Raw genomic sequence first — 22,361 nt, forward strand, 5'->3', positions numbered from 1 at the left:
AATTTCTCCGCTCAACTCAAGATATCTGCTGAATCCTATGTATGTTTAGGTAATTCGGTGACCTTAAAAGTCTGTTTTTGCACAGGTCACCTCAAAGATCCACATTTCACAATTAATTAAGAATAAAAAAATGCCCCTCAAATTGTAGAATTTGAGGGGGGTGTTTTAGAAATCTAATTTCTAGTGGTTCCTCCAGGAATCGAACCAGGGACACATGGATTTTCAATCCATTGCTCTACCAACTGAGCTAAGGAACCATTGTTATTATGGTTTACTTTGTTGTTTAAAGTGGTGCAAAAATATAAGTTTTTGTAGTACCGTACAAATAAATTTTCACAAAATCTTTCTTGTGAAATTCAACTATCTTGTTAACAGTATTTTAAATTTTAAAAAACTTACAGTATTGCTAAATAAACGCGGAGATTTATATTATGATGCTCAATCTTTACAAATAAAATTGAGCATCATTAATTTCTACTTACTCATTGAAATAATATAGCAATCACATTTTACTTTCTAATACACTTTTTAAAACCATCATATCTCCACTCACTTTTTTATCCAGTATTTTAGCATAATGTTGAGTAGTTTTAATACTTTTATGGCCAAGCATTTTACTAACACTTTCCATAGATACATTATTTCCAAGTGTTACTGTTGTTGCAAATGTATGTCGTGCAATATGAAAAGTAAGCTTCTTATTAATTTCGCAATTATCAGCAATGGTCTTTAAGTACTCATTAATTTTCTGATTGGTGTAGACAGGAAGCAATTTATCTGTTTGTAAAGCAGCGGGATGATTTTCATATTTACGAATGATTTCCTCAGCTATAGGTAGGAGAGGTACGTTCGAAACCGTACCTGTTTTTTGCCGATTGGTCATAATCCATAGATTCCCGTCAATTCCTTGGCTTATACTGTCCTTATTAAGATTATAAATATCGATATATGCTAATCCTGTGTAACAACTAAAAATAAAAATATCACGAACAAGATTTAGTCCTTTACCAGCAAAATCTTTATTCCATATGTGTTTTATTTCTTCCTCTGTTAGGAAATTTACAGTTACCTCATTAAATTTTCCTTTGTAGTACATTACTGGATCTTTTTCAATCCAATTGTTATGATAACACATTTTCAGAATTTTACCTAAGTTTTTGGTGTGTTTAACGGTAGAATTATTATTGCATTTCGCTTCAGTTCTTAAATAGAAATCAAAATCATTCATGAATGAGTGCTCAATTTTCCTAATATTAATATCAGGCTTTTTGTGAAAGCTCCACAGAAATTGTTTTAGATGTGATAAACAAGTCTTATAATTTTTAAGCGTAGCTATTGCATATTCTTTTCCTACAAGCTTTTCCATTTTATTATTATGCTCTTGAAAAATCGGAACTAAATAGCGACTCGTTTCATATTTTCCGGTTAAAATATTTTTCACATCTGTTGCGTCAAAAGATTCGCCAGATAAGACTAGATTTCTTTCGATTTGAAGGATGCTTGAGGTTAAAACATCTAAATACTTGTTCATTGTCCGAGCTTCTTCAGAATTGCCTTTTAGACGACTTGCGGTAGAGCTCCACTTGCTTATGTCTACAGATTTCCCCGTCGAGAATTCAGCGCGTTTACCATCGACTGTTATCCTAAGGTAAATTGGGATTTGTAAATTACTTTTTACTTTCGATTTCTTAGCGTAGAATAGTACAGAAATTTTTGAATGCATAATATTACTTTTAAGGTTAAAATTACTTTTTCGACAAACTACAAATCAAGATGTTCAAAATTTGAACGGGATTGCCTTTGTAGCGGGGCTTTTGGAGAAATTCGGTTACCTTACAAGTCAAAATGCTCAGGTCACCGAGAAGGTCACCTTTCATTTGAGACAATTTGTGTAATTCTGATATTAAATATAAAAAAAGAACCCCTCAAATTGTACAATTTGAGGGGTTTTGTTAGAAATTATTAGTTTCTAAGTGGTTTCTCCAGGAATCGAACCAGGGACACATGGATTTTCAATCCATTGCTCTACCAACTGAGCTAAGAAACCTCTTTTTTACTTCGTTGTTTTAAAGTGATGCAAAAGTAGGAAGTTTTGGTATATGAAGCAAATATTAATCGAAGTTTTTTTGAATTAAATAAAAACTTACTGATTTTCAGTCTGATTATTTTCCTGCTCTTTTCTTATTTGTTCGCTCATTTCCTCTAAAACTGGCTTTATGGTGCTTTCCGGAAGATCACTTATTCTTATGTACATTAAGCCATCAATCGCATCATTGAAATTAGGATCAACATTGAATGCTATTACTTTCGCATTTTGTTTAATGTATTTTTTTATTAAAACAGGCATTCTCAGCTCCGGTTCAAGATCATCGATGATTTTGTCTAATTTATTTAAATCAGATTCCATTTCATTCATGAACAGATTTTTATCGCGATCTCTCAGCTTTACTTTGTAATCATTTCTTGGAGTAATATATTGAGCAACAGCTGAGTCGTAATAATTTGATCGCATGAATTCGATCATCAATGATTTCGAAAATTCAGAAAACTTATTGGAAATACTTACACCGCCCATCAAAAATTTATGATCCGGATTTCTCAGGCAGACGTGTACAATTCCTCTCCATAAAAGGAATAAAGGAAGTGGCTTTTGCTGATATTCTTCACAGATATAAGCTCTTCCCATTTCAATTACCTTTTTGAAAAACGGATGGATATCCTGTTCAAACTCAAATAAAGAACTGGTGTAAAACCCTTTGATTCCGAATTTCTTCATGACGTCTTTACCCAAAGCCATTCGGTAAGCTCCTGCCAATTTTTCGGCAGCATTGTCCCACAAAAATAAGTGATGATAATGTTTGTCGTATTCGTCAAGGTCAAATGGAAGATTGCTTCCTTCACCTACAGCTCGGAATGTCAGTTCTCTCTGTCTACCGATTTCTCTCATTACCGAAGGTATTTCTTCGTAAGGTGTAAAATAAATTTCATAATTACCGTTGCTGAAAAGCATCCTGTCGGTTCCTCTTATTTTACTGATGTCTTTCAGTATATCTTCTTTCGGCGTTTCATCAATAATGTTCTGAACAATATTTTCTTCCCGTAATAAAGGGAATTTTACATATAGATTTTTCAGATTTATAGCCTGAGCCAGAGATTTTCTTTTTTCGTAGTAAGATTTCATCATGTAAACCTTACGTTTCAGAAATTCTCCCAGTTCTTCGATGTTTTCCATTTCGTCCATCACTTTTACTGTAATCGGACGACCGATTCTTATCCGGATCGGTTTTTCCCTGTCATTCATCATTTCTGCAGGAAGCATTAATGTCTGTAAATTAGGATGGATTTTGGCAACCTGATAAAATAATGTACTGTTTTTAGCATGAAAATACATCGGAACCACTGGAACTTTAGCCATTTTTATAAGCTTTAAAGCTGGTTTTTCCCACTCTTTATCTAAAATCTCACTGTACGGATTATTTTTATTGGAAACTTCACCTGCCGGGAAAATTCCGACACAGCCACCATTTTCGAGATGCTTTAAAGTTTCACGCATTCCGGTTGAGCTGTTTCTGATTTCCTTTCTCCCTTCAAAAGGATTTACAGGGATTACATAAGGTTCCATTGGTTTTATTTTCTCTAAAAGAAAGTTTCCCATCACCTTAAAATCCGGACGGACTTCCGACAGAATTTTACACATCAGAATTCCGTCGATCGCTCCAAGAGGATGATTGGAAACCAAAATAAACGGCCCCGTTTTCGGAATTTTTGCCAAATCTTCTTCAAAAGCAACATAGCTTAAGTTGCGCTCTCTTACAAATGAATCGAAAAAGTCTTTACCTTCCTTATCTTTTAGTTTATCATAGAGTCTGTTGACTTCGTTTATTTTCGCAATGCTCATCACAGCAGAAGCGACAGGGTTTTTTAGAAAACCTATCTTATGTAAGCCGGAAGCTTTAATTAAATCGTTTTTCGAGATTAAGCTCATGTGTTTTTAGTCGAAATTAGTTTTAATGTGTTACCATTTGCAGTGTATTTTTTGCAATTTGCTCCAATAATACACTTTTTCCCTGGTAAAATTTGTCGATGTTTTCCATCTTTGCATTCCTTACCGTAAATAAAGATACATTTTTTATAACATCAGTCTTGAAAACCTTTTGAAGTTCGTCATTCAACTCATCCACTTTATTAAATTTATCTTCCAGACATAATTCCAGCGAGATTGCCGAGTTTTGCATTAAAGATACTTTAATTTTATATTTAGCTAAATTATTGAAAATTAAACTCATGTGATCTTCTGCAATAAATGAGAAGTCTCTTGTTGAGATTTTCAATAAAGTTTGGTTTTCTTTTAAAATATAAGATTCTTCACTTTGGTTTTTATCTGAAATCCCAACCTTGGTTCCCGCTTTTGAGGGATCTATGAAAGATTTCACATAAAAAGGAATGTTTTTTTGCTGAAGCGGTTGTAACGTTTTTGGGTGAATGACACTCGCTCCGTAATAAGCCATTTCAATTGCTTCTTCATAAGAAATATTAGAAAGAAGACTTACATCTTCAAATTTTCTTGGATCTCCCGTCATTACGCCGGGAACGTCTTTCCATATCGTCATTGCGTCTGCATTTAAACAATACGCAAAAATTGCAGCTGAATAATCTGAACCCTCTCTTCCTAAAGTTACGGTGAAATTATTTTCATCAGAACCGATAAAACCCTGCGTAACGTAGCAGATTTCTTTATTTAAATTTGAAATAAATTCTGCTGTTCTTGCCCAGTCTACAACTCCGTCCCTGTAAGAGTTATCCGTTTTTACATAGTCTCTTGCATCGAGCCATTGGTTGGTAAACTGAATATCATTCAAATATTCACTAACGATTTTAGTCGAAATCATTTCACCACAGCTTACAACCTGGTCGTAAACAAAGTTGTAGTTCGGAGATTTGTTTCTTCTCAAAAATGAATCGATATCATCAAAAAACAGATTGATTTCTGCAAAAACTGCATGATCTTCCGAGAAAAGCCCCTTAGCTATTTCGATGTGTTTCTGTTTTATCTCTTCAATTTCAGTTTGATAGTTATCTTTCTTAAAGTACATTTCTACTACTTTTTCCAGCGCATTGGTCGTTTTACCCATTGCTGAAATTACAAGCAGGCATTTCTCAAAACCCTGGCTTTGAAGTACCATAGAAACATTTTTTACACTTTCGGCATCTTTCACAGAAGCCCCACCAAACTTAAAGATTTTCATTAAAGTATTAAAAATAAAATTGTTAGATAAATTGCGTTGTCGAAATTTTAAGATGTCAAAATTATAAATTTACACCGAGATATGAAATAGACTGCGAGAATGATGTTCTTAAGATTTTATTAAAATCAAAATTTGTCTCCAAATAGTGTATTTACTGCAATGATTTGGTTTTTTCTAAACATCAAATTTTATATTTGAAGAATTTGTTTATAGTTGTATTTAATTGATTTACAGTTGTTAAGGTCTGAATTGAGATTTATTTTAAAAATAGGATAAATTTTACGAAATTTGGGAAAAGTGTAAAAAGAAAAATATGTCAGATCAGTCATTACAAACTTTAGGAGAATTTCTTATTGATAAACAGGAAGATTTCCAATATTCCACAGGAGAATTTTCACGTCTTCTGAGCGCAATAAGATTAGCTTCAAAAGTGGTAAACAGAGAAGTAAATAAAGCAGGAATTGTAGATATTACGGGTGCTGCAGGAAACCAGAATATTCAGGGTGAAGAACAGCAGAAACTGGATGTTATTGCTAATGATATTTTTATCACTGCTTTATCGCAAAGAGAAGTTGTCTGCGGAATTGCTTCTGAAGAGAATGACGATTTTATTGATATTAAATGTGGTGAAAATGGACATCTAAGTAAATATGTTGTTCTGATTGATCCGCTTGATGGCTCTTCGAATATTGACGTAAATGTTTCTGTGGGAACAATTTTCTCAATCTACAGAAGAGTTACTGAGCCAGGAACTCCTGTTCAGTTGGAAGATTTTTTACAGAAAGGAATCAACCAGATTGCGGCAGGTTATGTGATCTATGGTTCTTCTACAATGATCGTTTACACGACAGGAAATGGCGTAAACGGATTTACGCTCGATCCTTCATTAGGAACATACTACCTTTCTCATCCTAATATGACTTTTCCAAAAACAGGTAAAATTTATTCAATCAACGAAGGAAACTATATCAAATTTCCTCAAGGTGTAAAGAATTATCTGAAATATTGTCAGATGGAAGAAGGCGACCGTCCTTATACTTCGAGATACATCGGTTCATTGGTTGCCGATTTCCACAGAAATATGCTGAAAGGCGGAATTTACATTTATCCATCTTATTCACAGGCTCCAAACGGAAAACTGAGATTATTGTATGAGTGTAATCCAATGGCATTTTTGGCTGAACAGGCGGGTGGAAAGGCAACAGACGGTTTCAGAAGAATCCTGGAAGTAGAGCCGACAGAACTGCATCAAAGAATTCCATTTTTCTGCGGAAGTATTGATATGGTTGAAAAAGCAGAAGAATTTATGCGAATTGACAGCGTAAAATAAATGACAGCAAAATATTTTCAATATTTATTAGAATTCAAACGCCCGAGTGGAACATCTCGCGGCGTTTTGCTTGAAAAAGAGACTTTTATTCTTGAGATTTTTCAGGATGATAAAAAAGGAGTGGGAGAGTGTGCTGTTTTCAGAGGATTGAGTTTTGATGACAGATCCGATTATGAAGAAAAATTAAAATGGCTTTGCGAAAATATCAATCAAGATTCTGAATTTTTAAAACAAGAATTAGAAGAATTTCCGTCAATTTGGTTTGGCTATGAACAGGCTCTTTTAAATTTAAAAAATGGTGACAACCTTTATTTTCCAAGTGAATTCACTGAAGGTAACACGCCTATCACGATCAATGGTTTGATCTGGATGGGTGATATTGGTTTTATGGAAGAACAGATTCAGGAAAAGCTTGAACAAGGATTTCATTGCATTAAACTAAAAATCGGTGTCGATTGGAAATCAGAGCATGAAATTCTTCAGAAATTAAGACAAAAATTTACAAAAGATCAGTTGGAACTTCGTGTAGATGCAAACGGAGGTTTTACGAAAGACGAAGCCAAAATTGTCTTACAGCAATTAGCTGATCTACATATTCATTCAATTGAACAACCGATTAAAGCGGGGAACTGGAATGACATGGCAGAATTGTGCGCTGAAACTCCAACGCCGATTGCTCTGGATGAAGAACTCATCGGAATCATTAATTTTAATAAGAAGAAAGAGTTGTTAGAAGTTATAAAACCTCAATACATTATTTTGAAACCAGCATTATTAGGTGGCTTTTCGGGATCTGACGAGTGGATATCTCTAGTTGAGCAGCAAGATATTGGTTGGTGGATTACTTCAGCATTGGAAAGTAATATCGGTTTGAATGCAATCGCTCAATATACCTTTACAAAAAGAAATCAGATGCCCCAAGGTTTAGGAACAGGAAGTTTATTTACTAATAATTTTAAAAGCTGTTTAGAGCTTAATGGCGAAAAACTTTTTTATAAAGGCTGATATTTAAATTACACCGTCAATGAAAATGGCTTTTTTTATAGATTCAATGATATTCAAAAGCTGTCTTTTTATCTTCTTCATGATGTTATTATATCTGTTTTTTCTGAATGTAAATTTCCGAAAAAAAATTCAATAATATGTGAATTTAGTCTTAAATTATTATTTTCATAGAATTTTAAATTTTCCTAAATTTGCAAATTGTCGTAAGTGCGGCATATTAAAGCGAATTTTTAATGGAAGAAGAAAAAAAATCACTCAATTTTATTGAGCAAATTATCGAAGATGATTTGGCAAACGGTTTGAAAAGAGATCAGATCCGTTTCCGTTTTCCGCCTGAACCAAATGGTTATCTGCATGTAGGTCATACAAAAGCGATCTGCATCAACTTCGGTTTGGGTGAAAAATACAATGCTCCCGTAAACCTTCGTTTCGACGATACGAACCCTGAAAAAGAAGATCAGGAATTCGTAGATTCTATCATGAAAGACGTTGAATGGTTAGGTTTCAAATGGGATAAAGTTTTGTACGCATCCGATTACTTCCAGCAGCTTTACGATTGGGCAGTTCAGTTGATTAAAGAAGGAAAAGCTTATGTAGATGAGCAGCCGTCTGAAGTGATTACTGAACAAAGAAAAAATCCTACAGAGCCGGGAATAGAATCTCCTTTTAGAAACCGTCCTGTTGAAGAGTCACTAGACTTATTCGAGAGAATGAAAAACGGTGAATTCGAAAGTGGTTCAATGTCTCTGCGTGCAAAAATCGACATGCTTTCGCCAAACATGAATATGCGTGACCCTGTGATGTACAGAATTTTGAATAAACCTCACCACAGAACCGGTACAGCTTGGAAAATTTATCCGATGTACGACTGGGCTCACGGTGAATCTGATTATATCGAACAAATTTCTCACTCGCTATGTTCTTTGGAGTTTGAAAACCATAGACCTTTATACAATTGGTATTTAGATCAAGTGTATGAGGAAGGAAAGGTGAAAAATAAGCAGAGAGAATTTGCAAGGATGAACGTTTCTTACATGATCACCTCCAAAAGAAAACTACAAAGGCTGATTGCTGAAAATGTGGTGAACGGTTGGGATGATCCAAGAATGCCTACAATTTCAGGAATGAGGAGAAAAGGCTTTACAGCCAACGCTATCAGGAATTTTATTGATAAAGTAGGAGTTGCGAAAAGAGAAAATTTAATTGAAATTCAGCTATTGGATTTCTGTGTTCGTGAAGATCTGAATAAGGTTGCAAAACGTGTAATGGCGGTTGTTGATCCTATTAAATTAGTCATTGAAAACTATCCTGAAGGACAAGAAGAATGGTTAACAACCGAAAATAATAACGAACAGGAAGATGCAGGAACAAGAGAAATTCCGTTCTCAAGAGAATTATATATTGAGCGTGAAGATTTCAAGGAAGAAGCTGGAAACAAGTTCTTTAGATTGAGATTAGGAGGAGAAGTTCGTCTGAAATCTGCTTACATCATTAAAGGTGAAAGAGTTGAGAAGGATGAAAATGGAGAAATCACGACTATTTATGCATCTTACGACGAAAAATCTAAGTCCGGAAGCGGAACTGAAGAAAGTTTAAGAAAAGTAAAAGGAACAATTCATTGGGTTTCTGCGAAACATGCAATTCCTGTGGAAGTAAGAAATTACGAAAAATTATTCACTGTTGAACAGCCAGATGCTGAGAAAGATGTAGATTTCTTGAATTTCATCAATCCAGAATCTGTCAATGTCATTCAAGGATTTGGTGAGCCTAGCTTAAAGGATGTGGCAGTTGGAGAACCTCTTCAATTTCAGAGAATTGGCTATTTCACGAAGGATCAAGATTCTACAGATACAAATTTTGTGTTTAATAGAACTGTGACTTTAAAAGACTCTTATAAGCCGGAGTAAAAATTATTTATACCATATAAATGAAACAGGGCTTAATTTTTTAAGTCCTGTTTTTTATTTAAACACTAATGGCACAAACAGTCATCACAAATCCGACAAATATGAATTGCGTCATTCGTGAAAAAATAATGCAATCTGTGTTTAAAAGAGTCCCGAAGGGACGACCTTCTAAAGGATAGGATGCAATCCTATTAAATAATAATTAAATTAAAAAATCAAAATTGTGAAATTTTTAAAGATATACATCAACTCATTCAAAGGACTTTCAGCGGAAAGCTGGATGCTCGCTTTGGTAATGCTCATCAACCGGTCGGGGTCGATGGTTTTACCGTTTCTGGGAGTTTACATGACAGATCATTTGAATTTCGACCTCAAAAGTGCCGGAATCGTTTTAAGTTTCTTCGGAATCGGTTCCGTAGTAGGTTCTTGGTTTGGCGGAATGATCACCGATAAAATAGGAGAGTTTAAGGTTCAGAGCTTAAGCCTTTTCCTCAGTGTTCCCATGTTTTGCTTAATCCCGCTTTTTCATACAGAAGTGGGTTTGGCTGCAATTATTTTTATTCAAAGTTCGATCAGTGAAGCTTTTCGACCTGCGAATTCTGTGGCGGTTTCAAAATATGCAAAACCGGGAAATGTAACCAGAGCATTCTCTCTAAACCGAATGGCAGTCAATCTTGGGTTTTCTGTAGGTCCGGCTTTAGGCGGAATTTTAGCGGCGATTTCTTATGATTTTCTCTTTTACTCCAACGCAATCGGGGCTTTATTGGCGGGATTAACGTATGTTTTCTTTTTTAGAAACAGAAGTTATCGAAATAAAGATAAGATCGATAAAACGGCTGATCCAAAAGCAATTTCTCCTTATAAAGACACCCAATTCATTCTTTTTGCGGCTGCATGTTTTATGTTTTCCGTATGCTTTTTCCAGTTGCTGAATACATTGACGATTTTCTACAAGCAGGAAGCGGAGCTTTCGGCTCAGACCATCGGGTATATCTTAGGATTCAGCGGGGTTATCGTTGTAGTTATGGAAATGATCATGGTTCAGATTGCAGAAAAATATTTAAAGCTGAAAACCACAATGTTTTTAGGAACTCTTTTCTGTGCCGTTTCCTTCGGAATGTTGGCTGCAGATACTTCAATCTGGCTTTTAGTGGTGTCAATATCCATTTTAAGTTTAGGAGAAATCTGGGCTCTTCCGTTTATGGCGACCATTACTTCACTTCGTTCAGGAACGCACAATAAAGGGGCTTATATGGGACTTTTAGGAATCGCATTTTCGCTTTCATTCATCATTACACCATCTTTGGGAACTTTCATTGCCGAGAATTTTGGCTTTACAATTCTCTGGATTGGTACGGGAATCCTTCTCGGAATCACGGCTGTTGCTTTTTATTACATTGTTCCTTGGATGATTGGCAATAAAAATTCTGAAGAGTAATTTTTTAATTTGGGCGTGTCCCTACGTTTTCCCAGGCTAAACCTCATAGATTTTAGAAATCTATGAGGTTTTTTCCGTCGCAAAACTTCGGGTCGGGCTGCTTTGGGGTTCGCTTCGCTTCCGTACTCGTTCGTTCCTCACTCGCACCGGCTCCTTCGTCGCCGCCCGCCGCATCCCTCACGCGGTTTAGTGTGAAATACAAAATTAAGTTTGTCAACAGAAAATATCAGCCTTGTCAAAGTTCAAAACTTTGACAAGATTTTTTCTACCACAACTTTAAATTTGAGCCTTAAAACAGTACAGTTTTTGCATAGCTTTTCGCAATGAAAAAAATCTACATTATTCTTCCTCTTTTTTCTGCTGCTTTTTTGTTAGCTCAAAAAAAAGATTCCGCAACATTAATTTCAGAAGTAAGAATTGATGCTTACAAAAAGCCGACGGCATTTATTAATTCCACAAAGTCGGTTTCCGTTGTTTCTGAGAATTTACTCAATCAAAATACGCCTGAAAGAATGCTCGAATCGATCAACCAGATTGCAGGAGCAAGAATGGAAGAACGCTCACCGGGAAGCTACAGGATTTCGCTTCGTGGAAGCACGTTGAGATCACCTTTTGGCGTTCGCAATGTGAAAGTTTATCTTGATGATTTCATTTTATCGGATGCTTCTGGAAATACCTATTTCAATGTGATTTCTCCTGAGTTGATCGACAGAATGGAAATTTACAAAGGCCCGGAAAGCGGTGATTATGGTGCAGTGACAGGCGGAACAGTGCTTTTGAAAACAAAAAGAGCAGATAATCTGTCTACAAATTTATCTGTCGGAAGTTACGGAACTTTCAATCAGAGTATAGATTTTTCAAAACAGATGGGGAAACATTTTTTTGAAGTTTTTCAGAATTATTACCAGACCGATTCTTATCGTGAACAATCGAAAGTGCAGCGAAAACAGATTTTCCTGAAAGACAATTTCCAATATTCTCAAAAAGGATTATTGAAAGCCATGTTGATGTATTCAGACCTCGATTATCAAACTCCGGGCGGACTGACCTTAGAGCAAATGAATTTCAACAGAAAACAGGCAAGACCAGGAACTGCAACTGTTCCCGGAGCAAAAGAACAAAACGCAGGAATTCGGAATAAAATGATTTTAGCCGGACTTTCAAATGAATATCAGTTTAATCCCAATCTTTCGCATTTTATTTTGGTTCAGGGATCGTATGTTGATTTTGAAAATCCGTTTATTACCAATTTTGAAAACCGTTTTGAGAAGAATTTCGCTTTAAGAACCCACTTTAATTATGAAAAAAACTGGGAGAAAATTTCTTTAGCCTACCGATTGGGTTTTGAAGGCGGAATGAATGATATTCTGATTAAAAATTATGATAATAACAAAGGAATTGAAGGAAATCCGCAAAATTTTGACAAACTAAAAAATACATCAGGATTTTACTTTCTTTCTCAGAAAATGAATTTTAATGAAAAGATATTTACCGATATTTCCATCAGTTTAAACTCAAATTCATATGATTGGGAAAGAATTTTTCCACGAACTGAAAATGGGAAAATTCATTTTAAAAATCAATGGCTTCCAAATTTCGGAGTGACTTATCTTTTAGGAAATGGTTTTTCGGCGAGAGGAAAAATTGGTAAAGGAAATTCTGCTCCCACTAATGAAGAAATCCGTTCTTCAACGCAGGAATTTAATCAAAATCTAAATCCGGAGTATGGCTGGAATAAAGAAATAGGTATTAGAAAACAATTTGGAAATTTTCTTTTCTTAGAAGGAAGTTATTTTGACTTTCGAATGAAAGATGCGATTGTAAGACGACAGAATGAAGCCGGACAAGAATATTTTGTCAATTCAGGTGAAACCGCTCAAAAAGGTTTTGAAATGCTCTTGGAATCTAAAAGTTTCAATTTAAAGAATGACTTTTTCAGCCAATTTAAATTCAGATTTTCAGGAAGCTTTTATGATTTTAAGTTTAAAAATTATCAGCAAAATGAAAATGATTTCTCAGGGAATGATTTAACGGGAGTTCCAGAAACGACAATCAACAGTTTATTAAATTTCACTTTTTTCAAAAAATTGAATATTGATTATTCGCATTTTTACACTTCAAAAATACCTTTGAATGATGCCAATTCCGTTTGGTCAGAATCAAATTTAATCGGAAATATTCAGTTTAGATTTCCTGTAGATTTTGAAAAAACGAGAGTCAATTTATATCTTCAGATTCAGAATTTATATAATGAAAATTATGTTTTGGGTTTTGACATTAATGCTTTCGGAAACCGTTATTACAATCCCGCAGCAAAAAGAAATTTTGTCTTGGGAATGAAGGTTGATTTTTAGTTTTACTCACGCAGATTAAGCACATTACGCAGATTTTCCATCCCTAAATCTGCTTTATCAGCTAAATCTGGGAGAGATCATTTAGCTATTTCGAAAGAATATCTTTCACAATCATTTCCGCATGACTTCTGGAGTTTTCAATAAACCAAAGATGGGTGTCTTTTCCGCCACAAACTACGCCTGCCAAATATAAATTCGGAACATTGGTTTCCATAGTTTCAGTGTTGTAAAAAGGATTTAAACAATCGCCCTGCAATTCAATTCCTGAATTTTTGAGGAAGTCAAAATCGGGAAGATAGCCGGTCATTGCGAGAACAAAATCATTTTCAATTTCATTGATTTTTCCGTTTTTATCTTTAAAAATGACAGAATTTTCTTTAATTTCAATCAGTTCAGAATTAAAATGAGCAGCAATACTTCCTTCTGCAATTCGGTTTTCAATATCAGGTTTTACCCAATATTTTACGCTTGGCGAAATCTCAGAATTACGGATTATCATCGTGACTTCTGCACCCTTTCGATACGTTTCTAAGGCAGCATCAACTGAGGAATTACTTGAGCCGATAACAACGATTTTCTGTCTAGCATAAGGATAAGGTTCGGTGTAATAATGTTTAACTTTCTCCAGATTTTCTCCGGGAATATTCATCAGATTCGGAATATCATAAAATCCAGTTGAGATGATGACTTTTTTTGCGTAATATTTTGATTTTGAAGTTTCAATTTCGAAAATCTCATTGTTTTTAGAAACTTTTAAAACTTTTTCATAAAGATTGATATTCAAATTTTTCTGTCTTGCGATTCCCTGATAATATTCCAGAGCTTCCTGTCTTCCGGGTTTTGGTGCAGCAGAAATAAAAGGAATTTCATCAATTTCAAGTTTATCTGCGGTTGAAAAAAACTTCATATACAAAGGATAATTGTAGAGTGAATTGACAATGGTTCCTTTTTCGATAACTAAATAATTGAGGTTGTTTTTATTGGCTTCGAGCGCACAGTTGAGACCAATTGGCCCTGCTCCGATAATCAGAATATCAAGAATTTCCATATATCAAAAATACAAAAAAAGCTTTAAGTAATCGGTTTAAAGAAATAAGTGAAAATCAATCAATTTTATATTTAAACTCTATTGATGTCAAAAATACTTAAACTCTCCAACTCAATGTGGCATCGCTTTTGAACTTTTTTCAAAAATTTTGAAATGAAAAAGACTTTTTTGGCATTCTTACTTTTAGCAGCTTTATCATGTGAAAAGAAAATAGATAAAGAACCTGCAATTTCTACAGATAACCTGAAAAGGTCAAACGAAAGAACCGATACCGAGCAGGAAGCTTTCTCGAAAGAAGTTGCTTTAAAAAAGACCAATGATGAACTTTTACAAGCTATAAAAGTTGGTTATTACGATGTTTTTGCGAATTATATTCATCCACAGAAGGGTGTCAGATTTTCAATGTATGCTTTTATTAATAGTAATGAAGACAAGCATTTTTCAAAAGCTGATTTCGAAAAGTATTTTCCTGCAAAAACCGTTTTTACATGGGGTTCAAGAGATGGTTCCGGTGAAATTTATAAGGCTACCATTCAACAGTATTTTAAAGACTGGATTTTTAAGAAAGATTTTACAAAATCCGAATATGCATTCAATAAATTCCTGGGCGGCGGAAATTCTTTAAATAATTTAAAAGAAGTCTATCCGAATACAGATTTCACAGAAAATTATATTTCCGGTTCAGAGAAAAATGGCGGAATGGATTGGAATGCGCTTCGTTTTGTCTTTGAAGAATTTGAAGGAAAATATTATGTGGTTGCTGTGATTAATGATGAATGGACGATATAAATTAAAATTCCCCTTCTGTTGCAGATGGGGAATAATTTTATAAGATTTCGGAAAGTTGTTTGGTTAAATTTTTTCTAGAAAACTGTTCGATATTTTCGGTGTTTTCTGAAAGGTTTCCATTTTTCCACAGTTCAAATTTTTCTAAAATAAAATCTTCAATTTCTTGTGAATCACCATAGCCGAAATGTTTTCCAGCTTTTGTTTCATCAAGAATTTTCGAAACATCTGCTTTTTCCGGGCCAAATGAAATAATCTGTTTTCCGGTTGCCAGATATTCGAATATTTTCCCCGGAATAATCCCTTTTGACGAATCGTTTGGGAAATTGGTAATCAAAAGCAGCGAAGATTTCGACATTTCATCGACCGCTTTGTCATGAGAAACGTAACCAAGATTCAGGATATGATTTTTTAAACTTGAATTTTCAATCGTTTCTAAAATTTTATCATCAATTCGTCCAACAAACTTCAGGCTGAAATTTTCAGCAAAATCTGAATGAGTTTTAACTAAATTATCTAATGATTTCCAGAGGTTTTCCGGGTTTCTCAACTGTTCCAAAACGCCGATGTAGCTCAACGTGAATTTTGGTTGAGAGTTTGAGAGTTTGAGGGTTTGAGAGTTTGAGTCTGATTCGTCGAACCCATTGGTAATGCAAAAAGCATTGGCGCCGTTTTTACGGAAATTTTCTGCATCGGTATAACTTGTCGCCAAAGTAATATCAGCATTTTTGAAGACTTCACTTTCCAGAAAACGGTGTTTTTTATCGGATCGGTTCGTTAGTTTTAAATGCTTATAATAAGAAATTTCTGTCCACGGATCACGGAAATCGGCAATCCATTTCAGAGTGGGCATTGCTTTTTTTAAATTTAAACCAATCAGATGCATCGAATGAGGCGGTCCTGAAGTTACGATGTTTTCAATCTTATTTTCCTTTAAATATTTTTCTAAAAACTTTGTAGAAGGCTTTACCCAGAAAACTCGGGCATCCGGAATGAAAAAATTTCCTCTTACCCAAATTGAAAGCCTAGATTTCCAGCTTTGATTTTTTCCCACATCAAATTGCCCTGCTTTGAATTTTTTATTGCTTTTATTCAGCTTTTCAGCAAGTTGATAAGGTTCCCAAATTTTTGTTCGGATAATTTCTAAATCTTTTGGAACATCTTTCATCAGACTTTCATCCAATAAAGGATAACTGGGGTTTTCTGGAGTGTAAATAATAGGTTTCCAGCCAAATTCAGGAAGGTATTTTGCGAATTTCAGCCATCGCTGAACTCCCGGTCCTCCTGCAGGTGGCCAATAATAGGTAATGATAAGGATTTTTTTATTTTCCATGTATTTTCAAGGCTGTCATTCTGAATGGAGCAAAGCGTAATAAAGAATCTTTTTAAATTTTGTCATTTAAAAAACTCCAATTTGGATTAAATTCACCAATAAGATTTTCTTTTTTAATTCTTGTCCAACCTTTTATTTGTTTTTCTCTTTTAATAGCAGTTTCTACATCAATAAATTGTTCAAAATAAACTAAATAAAAGCATTTATATTTTGTAGTGAAATTCTTATCAATTACTTCAGGATTTTGATGCCCATATAATCTGTTTTTTAAATCATTGGTAACTCCAGTATATAAAACCGTTTTTATTTTATTTGTTAAAATATAAACGTAATAATTATGAGTTCCCAAAGTTTTCATTGCTTAAATTTTAATGAGATTCTTCACTCCGCTTTGCTACGTTCAGAATGACAAAATCTTAAACGGCTTTTTCAACAAGGGTAGCCTCTTTTTTCTTTTTATTCAACCAGAAAATCCCAAAAGCACTCAATACAATGAACAATCCGAAGCAAATAAGAGAAATCCATTTTCCTTTTTCGATAACTTCCGGCTCGAAAATCATTTTGATGTTGTGATTTCCTGCAGGAACATGTACTGCGCGAAGCAGATAATCAGCTTTAATATATGGAACTTCTTTTTCGTCAACAAAAACTTTCCAGCCATGAGGATAATAAATTTCTGAGAAAACGGCTAATTGCGGAGCTTTCGACTGAGATTTAAACTCCAGCTCATTGGCTTCATATTTTGTCAGATTGATTGTCGCTGTTGAATCTGCCTGAACCTGCTTATTGTCGAAATAAGATTTATCAGAAGCATTGATAACTGCCGTTTTTTTACTGTCGATTTCCCCGATCGATTTGATTTCTTCATTCGGAGTGTTTACAAATTTAAGATCACTTACAAACCATGCATTTCCGTTTGCATTCGGATTTGGAACAACTTGTGGCTCTCCCGGATTTCCGAAAATCATGTATTTTGTGTTGAGTAAATTTAAAATTTTCGGCGTTTTTACACTGTCTGGTTGTACGATGTATTCGTTTAGTAAATCATCATATCTTCTCAATTTTACGGCATGATAACCTCCGATTGACGACTTAAAGTAAGACGTATTGGTTTCGCTGGTTGTTCCTAAAACCTGATTGTAAATTCTGTAATGCTTCTGGTCTTTCTCTGCAATAGTTTCCAATGTTTTGTTTACCGGAATACTTGCTAAAATAGACTGTAAGTTGGCATTATCACCTACTTTTTCAGCCAGATAATCTGAACCTTCAGTTTGGAATGGGTTTTCAGCAAAGATTTTATCTACATAATTGTCATCATTCAAATAACGCCTGTTAACTGACCAGAGATCAAATAAACTTACGGCACCAATGATAATTAAGGCAATATTCTGGTTTAATTTTTCCTTTAAAGCAAAGAATAAAACAGCTACGGTAATTCCTACATAAAGTAATGCTTTGATTGCATCTGTTCTGAACATATTAAAACGTTCATCTACCAAATAATCAAGCAGGAAAGGCGGTAAATATAATTTTTCGTTGTCTGTAGCAAATCCTAAAATTGATTTTCCGAAAAGAATTAGAATTAAAGTTAACCCTAAAGTTCCGCCACCAACATACGTAAGGATTTTCTTTTTGTATTCTGCATCAAGGTTTTCACTTTTGAAGAATCTGTACAATCCGATAATTGCGATTAATGGGAATAACAATTCCACGACAACCAAAATTGAAGACGGCGCTCTGAATTTGCTGTAGAACGGAACAAAATCAATAAACAAATCGGATAAGAACATGAAGTTGCTTCCCCATGCCAATAAAATTGTAAGAATGGTTGCTCCTAAAATCCAGTAACGGTATTTTTTTGGAGCAAAAAAGAATCCTAAAAGTGCTAAGAAACAAACAATTGCACCTTGATAAGCGGGTCCTGAAGTTCCCGGCTGATCTCCCCAATAAGTTAAGCTTCCGAATCCTTTGGAAATTCTGTCCATTTCTGCCTGAGAAGTGACGTTATCCTGAACCATTTGCTGAACTTTCTCCATCATTGCAGCGCCTTCCGGTTCCTGACTTCCGCCACCCATTAATCTCGGAATGAAAAGGTTTAAAGTTTCCAGTTTTCCATAACTCCACATCAGGATACTTTCTTTATCCATCCCTGAATTTCCGGCTTTGTGACTGTCGTTTGTTAAAACTTGTTTTCCTCTTACTGTCTCTTTAATATACTCGGAATTTGCCATGATTCGCTGTGAATTCATCCCAACTCCGATGATTAAAGCTCCCGCAATAATTCCTGATGAAATCAAGAAATGTTTCATCGGAACTTTCTTTTTAATCGCTCTTACTAATTCAGATATAAATAAAAATCCAAGTCCTAAGAACAAATAATAGGTCATTTGCGGGTGATTTGCCGCGACCTGTAATCCGAAGAAAAGGGTGGTGACAATAAAACCAATAACATATTTTTTACGAATGTAAACCAATAAAATTCCGGCTAAAAGTGGCGCAAAATATTCAATGGTATTTACTTTTCCGTTGTGTCCTGCCGCAATAATAATATAGAAATACGTGGAAAGTCCGAAAAATGTGGCTCCTAAAAGCGCATACTTCCAGTTTCGTACGGCAACCATTCCCAGAAGAAAAAATCCTGAAAACAGTAAAAAGAGATAATTAACCGGCCTAGGCAAAATATTCAGATAGCTGTCTAATTTTTTAATAATATCACCTTCAAAGCGGCTTCCCATCTGATAAGTTGGCATCCCGCCAAACATAGAGTCGCTCCAGTAGGTTTCTTTATCAAAATTTTCCCTGTAATCAATCAACTCTTTTGCACCCCCACGATATTGTACAATGTCATGTTGGAAAAGCTGTTTTCCCGTAAAAACAGGAGTAGAATATAAAAATGCTAAAACTAAAAATGCAATCAGTGAAACTGCAATGTATATTAAGCTTTTGTTTTTTGCCATCTTGGTTATTAAGTAGATTTTTAAATTTTCATTAGGTTTAAAAGCTCTGAATTACTTTAATTTACCATTAAGAATTTTATAAGGTTTATAAGGTTTATAAGGTTTGCCGATGGCAAATTAAGTTTAATACTTAATATCCTCTAAAACTCAACAGTCTTAATGTTTTAAGCATAAATTTTAAAACTTTTAAAGATTATTTTTTCTCTTTCACCTCTTCATAGTCCACAGTTTCTGCGTCCCATTTTACTTTTTTCTCAATACTTGATTTTGAGTTTTTGTTTTCCTGCTGTTGATTGCTATTTGGTTTCAATCCCATTAAATTATAGAACTTCTTGAAGAAAATTCTTTTTAAAATATTCCAGACAAAAAAGATAATAATCGTAGCAAGAACAATCTCAAAAATCCCTTTGATAAAAGACATATTACTTTTTATTTAATATTCAAAGTTCAAGATTCGAGGTTTTTAGAATTTCTCATTTTTACTCAAATTCTGCAACTCTAAAACCCTCAAACTTTCCAACTTATTTAGACGAAGGATTCACCATTACAGAAGAATTGGAAACGCTCTTCATCGACTGAGATTGTTTTCCGTCTGAAATTGTTTCTACCTGCGTTGTTTTTACACTGATGTTCTGATTTTTGATCCAGCCTGTGTTTTGATCAAACTTGATGGTTCCGTTTTGAGACAATTCGCTGCTCATGCTGTGCGTCATTGCACCTTGCGATTTTTTCTCTTCTTTTTTCGGAATTCCTCCGGCAATTGAAATTTCTACAATTCCGTTTCCTGCGCTTTTTAAAGTATAATTTGAAGTTACTTTTATTTTTCCGTTTGCATCGGCATTTTCAGAAGTGCTCCATTTGTCACCGATTTTAGCTCCTTTTTTCGGAAGGATAGAAAGGTTTTTTTCAAACTGATCTTTCAAAACCTTTTCATTGAAGCTTTCTTTTAAACTCGCAACCACACTTTCTCTTTGATTGGCATCTTTCACGATATTTTTAAGAGCATTGGAAATTTTTGTGTACACTGCATCAAAACCTGTAATAGAAATCACATTTCCTTTGTTATCCATCTTCATATTCAGCTTGTTTCCTGTAAGTGCTTTGTTGACATTCCAAAGCATCTTAAGATCATCTTCTTTCGGAATTGGCAGTTTAGTATCAACAACAATGGTTTTACCCTGAGCTGACTGAGAATTTCTTTTTCCGATAAGATTGATGGTCATATCGTAAATGTTACCTTTGATGTCGTTTACCGTAAAGCTCATTTCATCGGTAGATTCGCTGGTTCCGTTCATGGTTTGTCCTTGCGGATCGGTCATTGTTTTTGTATCTCTCTGATAGGTTGTCAAAGGATAAGTTTTTCCTTTTTCAAGCTTGAAAGTTTGTTTGAAAAATCCTAAAGAATCTTTAATCGCCGCATCTGCTTTTACTTCTTTTACAGAATCTGCAGGAACTTCTACGGTGATTGTTTTCCCGGTTTTTGGATCTACTTTGGTGATGGTTGCTGTTTCTTTTTTACATGAAACAACTGCTATTGAGATAAGCGCTAAAGCTGCTATATTTTTCATAATAAATTTTCTTAGTTTAGGATATGCTTATTAGCAAAGTCATTTTAATAATTAAATTTTCACCAGTTTCTGTCTCATCGCCTCGTACAAAATTGCTCCACAAGCCACTGAAACATTTAGAGACTGGGTTTTCCCTTCGATCGGAAGTTTTATTTTTTCGTCTGAATGATGCAGAACTTCTTTAGAAATTCCGGTTTCTTCATTACCCATTACAATCGCACAAGGTTCTGTGAAATCGACATCATATATCAATTTCTGCGCCTTTTCTGTTGCTGAAAATACAGAAATTCCACTTTGCTGTAAAAAGTCAACAACATGAGCAAGATTAGGTTCTTTACAGATCTTAATATTGTACATCGCTCCGGCTGAAGTTTTAATAGCGTCTGAATTTACCGGTGCTCCGCCTTTTTCAGGGATTACAACGGCATCAATTCCTACACATTCTGCAGTTCTGCAAATTGCTCCGAAGTTTCTCACATCCATTAATCTGTCCAGAATTAGAATGAAAGGCGTTTTTCCCTGTTCGAATAATTCAGGAATAATATCTTCTACTCTGTGAAAAGGAACATCAGAGATAAAAGCAACGACACCTTGATGGTTTTTTCTTGTAAAACGGTTAAGTTTTTCTACCGGAACGTAGTTGGGACGGATTTTATGTTTCGCCAAAATAGCTTTCAGTTCAGCATAAATTTCTCCTTGCAATGCATTTTGCACAAAAATTTTGTCAATTGTTTTTCCGGCTTCAATAGCTTCTAACACGGGACGCAATCCGAAAATGAAATCATCTTTTTTATTAGGTTCTGAATTTCTGAATTCAGATTTTGAGTTTCTATGTTGAAAATCTTCCAAAATATTATTTTTTATTTTTTTAATGAATAAGGCTAATTATTCAAACTTGTTTTTACTTGGCTCTTTTAATACTTTTCTCCTAAAATTGCACGTTTCTGCGCCATGGTATAACCATAATGCAGGCTTTCGTGCATATTGTTGAAAATAATTGCATCCTGAATACTTTTCAGATCCATCCCGAAACTTGTCGTGTAAGGCGTGTAATCCGAAAAGAAATCACTGTCGAAATCTTTCATTAAAGTTTTTGAAGTTTCAGTCAGCAAAAACTCCAGATCTTCCACCTCAGATTTTTGTACGTTCAGATTGGGTAAAGTTCCTTTTTTGTAGGTTTCAATCCAGTATTTATCAATTCTGAAAGGATTTCCGCTCAGGTAATAATGCAGCAATTGCTGTGTGGCAACGGTGTGTGCAATATTCCAGTAAATATTATTGTTAAAACCATCAGGAATCAGCAAAAGATCTTCGTGAGAAGTGTTTTGGAGAATATCTAAAAGGTTTTTTCTTACTTGTCGGTGAGCTTGAAAATGATAATTCATTTTG

The 22,361-nt window shown here is 34.6% G+C and carries 17 protein-coding genes and 2 tRNA genes; 6 read left to right on the forward strand and 13 right to left on the reverse strand.

The annotated features are described in order from the left end of the window. Window positions 1–184 precede the first annotated feature (184 nt). From BA768_RS11595 to BA768_RS11615, 5 genes are all read right to left on the reverse strand, one after another. Window positions 185–257, reverse strand: a tRNA-Phe gene (locus BA768_RS11595). Between the two features lie 245 nt (window positions 258–502). Next, window positions 503–1,723, reverse strand: a complete 1,221-nt coding sequence (locus tag BA768_RS11600) for a site-specific integrase (protein ID WP_065720887.1) — start codon at window positions 1,721–1,723, stop codon at window positions 503–505. Window positions 1,724–1,974: 251 nt separating this feature from the next. Further along, window positions 1,975–2,047: transfer RNA gene (locus BA768_RS11605), tRNA-Phe, on the reverse strand. A gap of 96 nt (window positions 2,048–2,143) precedes the next feature. Then, window positions 2,144–3,985, reverse strand: a complete 1,842-nt coding sequence (locus BA768_RS11610) for a lysophospholipid acyltransferase family protein (RefSeq protein ID WP_034674202.1) — start codon at window positions 3,983–3,985, stop codon at window positions 2,144–2,146. 22 nt (window positions 3,986–4,007) lie between these two features. Further along, window positions 4,008–5,246, reverse strand: coding sequence for an aspartate kinase (locus BA768_RS11615; protein WP_034674204.1), 1,239 nt, complete (start codon window positions 5,244–5,246; stop codon window positions 4,008–4,010). A gap of 313 nt (window positions 5,247–5,559) precedes the next feature. Between BA768_RS11615 and fbp the strand changes: the two genes are divergently transcribed. The 5 genes from fbp (at window position 5,560) to BA768_RS11640 (ending at window position 13,280) form a co-directional block, all read left to right on the forward strand. After that, complete coding sequence (gene fbp, locus BA768_RS11620) at window positions 5,560–6,576, forward strand: class 1 fructose-bisphosphatase (RefSeq protein ID WP_034674206.1); 1,017 nt, start codon at window positions 5,560–5,562, stop codon at window positions 6,574–6,576. After that, window positions 6,577–7,581 (forward strand): o-succinylbenzoate synthase, encoded by a 1,005-nt coding sequence (locus BA768_RS11625; RefSeq protein ID WP_065720888.1) that lies wholly within the window; start codon window positions 6,577–6,579, stop codon window positions 7,579–7,581. A gap of 233 nt (window positions 7,582–7,814) precedes the next feature. Further along, complete coding sequence (locus BA768_RS11630; RefSeq protein ID WP_065720889.1) at window positions 7,815–9,488, forward strand: glutamine--tRNA ligase/YqeY domain fusion protein; 1,674 nt, start codon at window positions 7,815–7,817, stop codon at window positions 9,486–9,488. 223 nt (window positions 9,489–9,711) lie between these two features. Then, window positions 9,712–10,926, forward strand: coding sequence for an MFS transporter (locus BA768_RS11635; RefSeq protein ID WP_410493508.1), 1,215 nt, complete (start codon window positions 9,712–9,714; stop codon window positions 10,924–10,926). 323 nt (window positions 10,927–11,249) lie between these two features. Beyond that, window positions 11,250–13,280 carry a TonB-dependent receptor gene (locus BA768_RS11640; RefSeq protein ID WP_065720891.1) on the forward strand — a complete coding sequence of 677 codons (2,031 nt, stop codon included), beginning with the start codon at window positions 11,250–11,252 and terminating at the stop codon, window positions 13,278–13,280. An 85-nt stretch (window positions 13,281–13,365) separates the two neighbouring features. Here the strand turns inward: BA768_RS11640 and BA768_RS11645 are convergent, their stop codons facing one another. Next, window positions 13,366–14,328 carry a YpdA family putative bacillithiol disulfide reductase gene (locus tag BA768_RS11645; protein WP_065720892.1) on the reverse strand — a complete coding sequence of 321 codons (963 nt, stop codon included), beginning with the start codon at window positions 14,326–14,328 and terminating at the stop codon, window positions 13,366–13,368. A gap of 153 nt (window positions 14,329–14,481) precedes the next feature. Here BA768_RS11645 and BA768_RS11650 point away from each other — a divergent pair, with 153 nt between their 5' ends. Next, window positions 14,482–15,117, forward strand: coding sequence for a hypothetical protein (locus tag BA768_RS11650; protein ID WP_065720893.1), 636 nt, complete (start codon window positions 14,482–14,484; stop codon window positions 15,115–15,117). A gap of 37 nt (window positions 15,118–15,154) precedes the next feature. Here BA768_RS11650 and BA768_RS11655 read toward each other — a convergent pair whose 3' ends face one another. From BA768_RS11655 to BA768_RS11685, 7 genes are all read right to left on the reverse strand, one after another. Beyond that, entirely contained in the window at window positions 15,155–16,447 is a 1,293-nt protein-coding gene (locus tag BA768_RS11655) for a glycosyl transferase family 1 (RefSeq protein ID WP_065720894.1), read from the reverse strand. 52 nt (window positions 16,448–16,499) lie between these two features. Then, window positions 16,500–16,805: a GIY-YIG nuclease family protein gene (locus BA768_RS11660; protein WP_065720895.1), complete on the reverse strand. Its 306-nt coding sequence runs from the start codon at window positions 16,803–16,805 to the stop codon at window positions 16,500–16,502. 58 nt (window positions 16,806–16,863) lie between these two features. Then, the gene (locus tag BA768_RS11665; RefSeq protein ID WP_065720896.1) at window positions 16,864–19,404 is read right to left on the reverse strand and encodes a YfhO family protein; all 2,541 of its coding nucleotides are present in this window, start codon (window positions 19,402–19,404) and stop codon (window positions 16,864–16,866) included. A 193-nt stretch (window positions 19,405–19,597) separates the two neighbouring features. Next, on the reverse strand, window positions 19,598–19,825 hold the full coding sequence (locus tag BA768_RS11670) for a hypothetical protein (RefSeq protein ID WP_065720897.1): 228 nt from the start codon (window positions 19,823–19,825) through the stop codon (window positions 19,598–19,600). A 100-nt stretch (window positions 19,826–19,925) separates the two neighbouring features. Beyond that, window positions 19,926–20,972 carry a DUF6263 family protein gene (locus BA768_RS11675; protein ID WP_083206658.1) on the reverse strand — a complete coding sequence of 349 codons (1,047 nt, stop codon included), beginning with the start codon at window positions 20,970–20,972 and terminating at the stop codon, window positions 19,926–19,928. A gap of 51 nt (window positions 20,973–21,023) precedes the next feature. Then, window positions 21,024–21,821 (reverse strand): 23S rRNA (guanosine(2251)-2'-O)-methyltransferase RlmB, encoded by a 798-nt coding sequence (gene rlmB, locus BA768_RS11680; RefSeq protein WP_065720899.1) that lies wholly within the window; start codon window positions 21,819–21,821, stop codon window positions 21,024–21,026. 65 nt (window positions 21,822–21,886) lie between these two features. After that, window positions 21,887–22,357, reverse strand: a complete 471-nt coding sequence (locus BA768_RS11685) for a DinB family protein (protein ID WP_065720900.1) — start codon at window positions 22,355–22,357, stop codon at window positions 21,887–21,889. Window positions 22,358–22,361 lie beyond the last annotated feature (4 nt).

It is taken from the genome of Chryseobacterium sp. CBo1 (assembly GCF_001693475.1).
GTDB classification, from domain to species: domain Bacteria; phylum Bacteroidota; class Bacteroidia; order Flavobacteriales; family Weeksellaceae; genus Chryseobacterium; species Chryseobacterium formosense.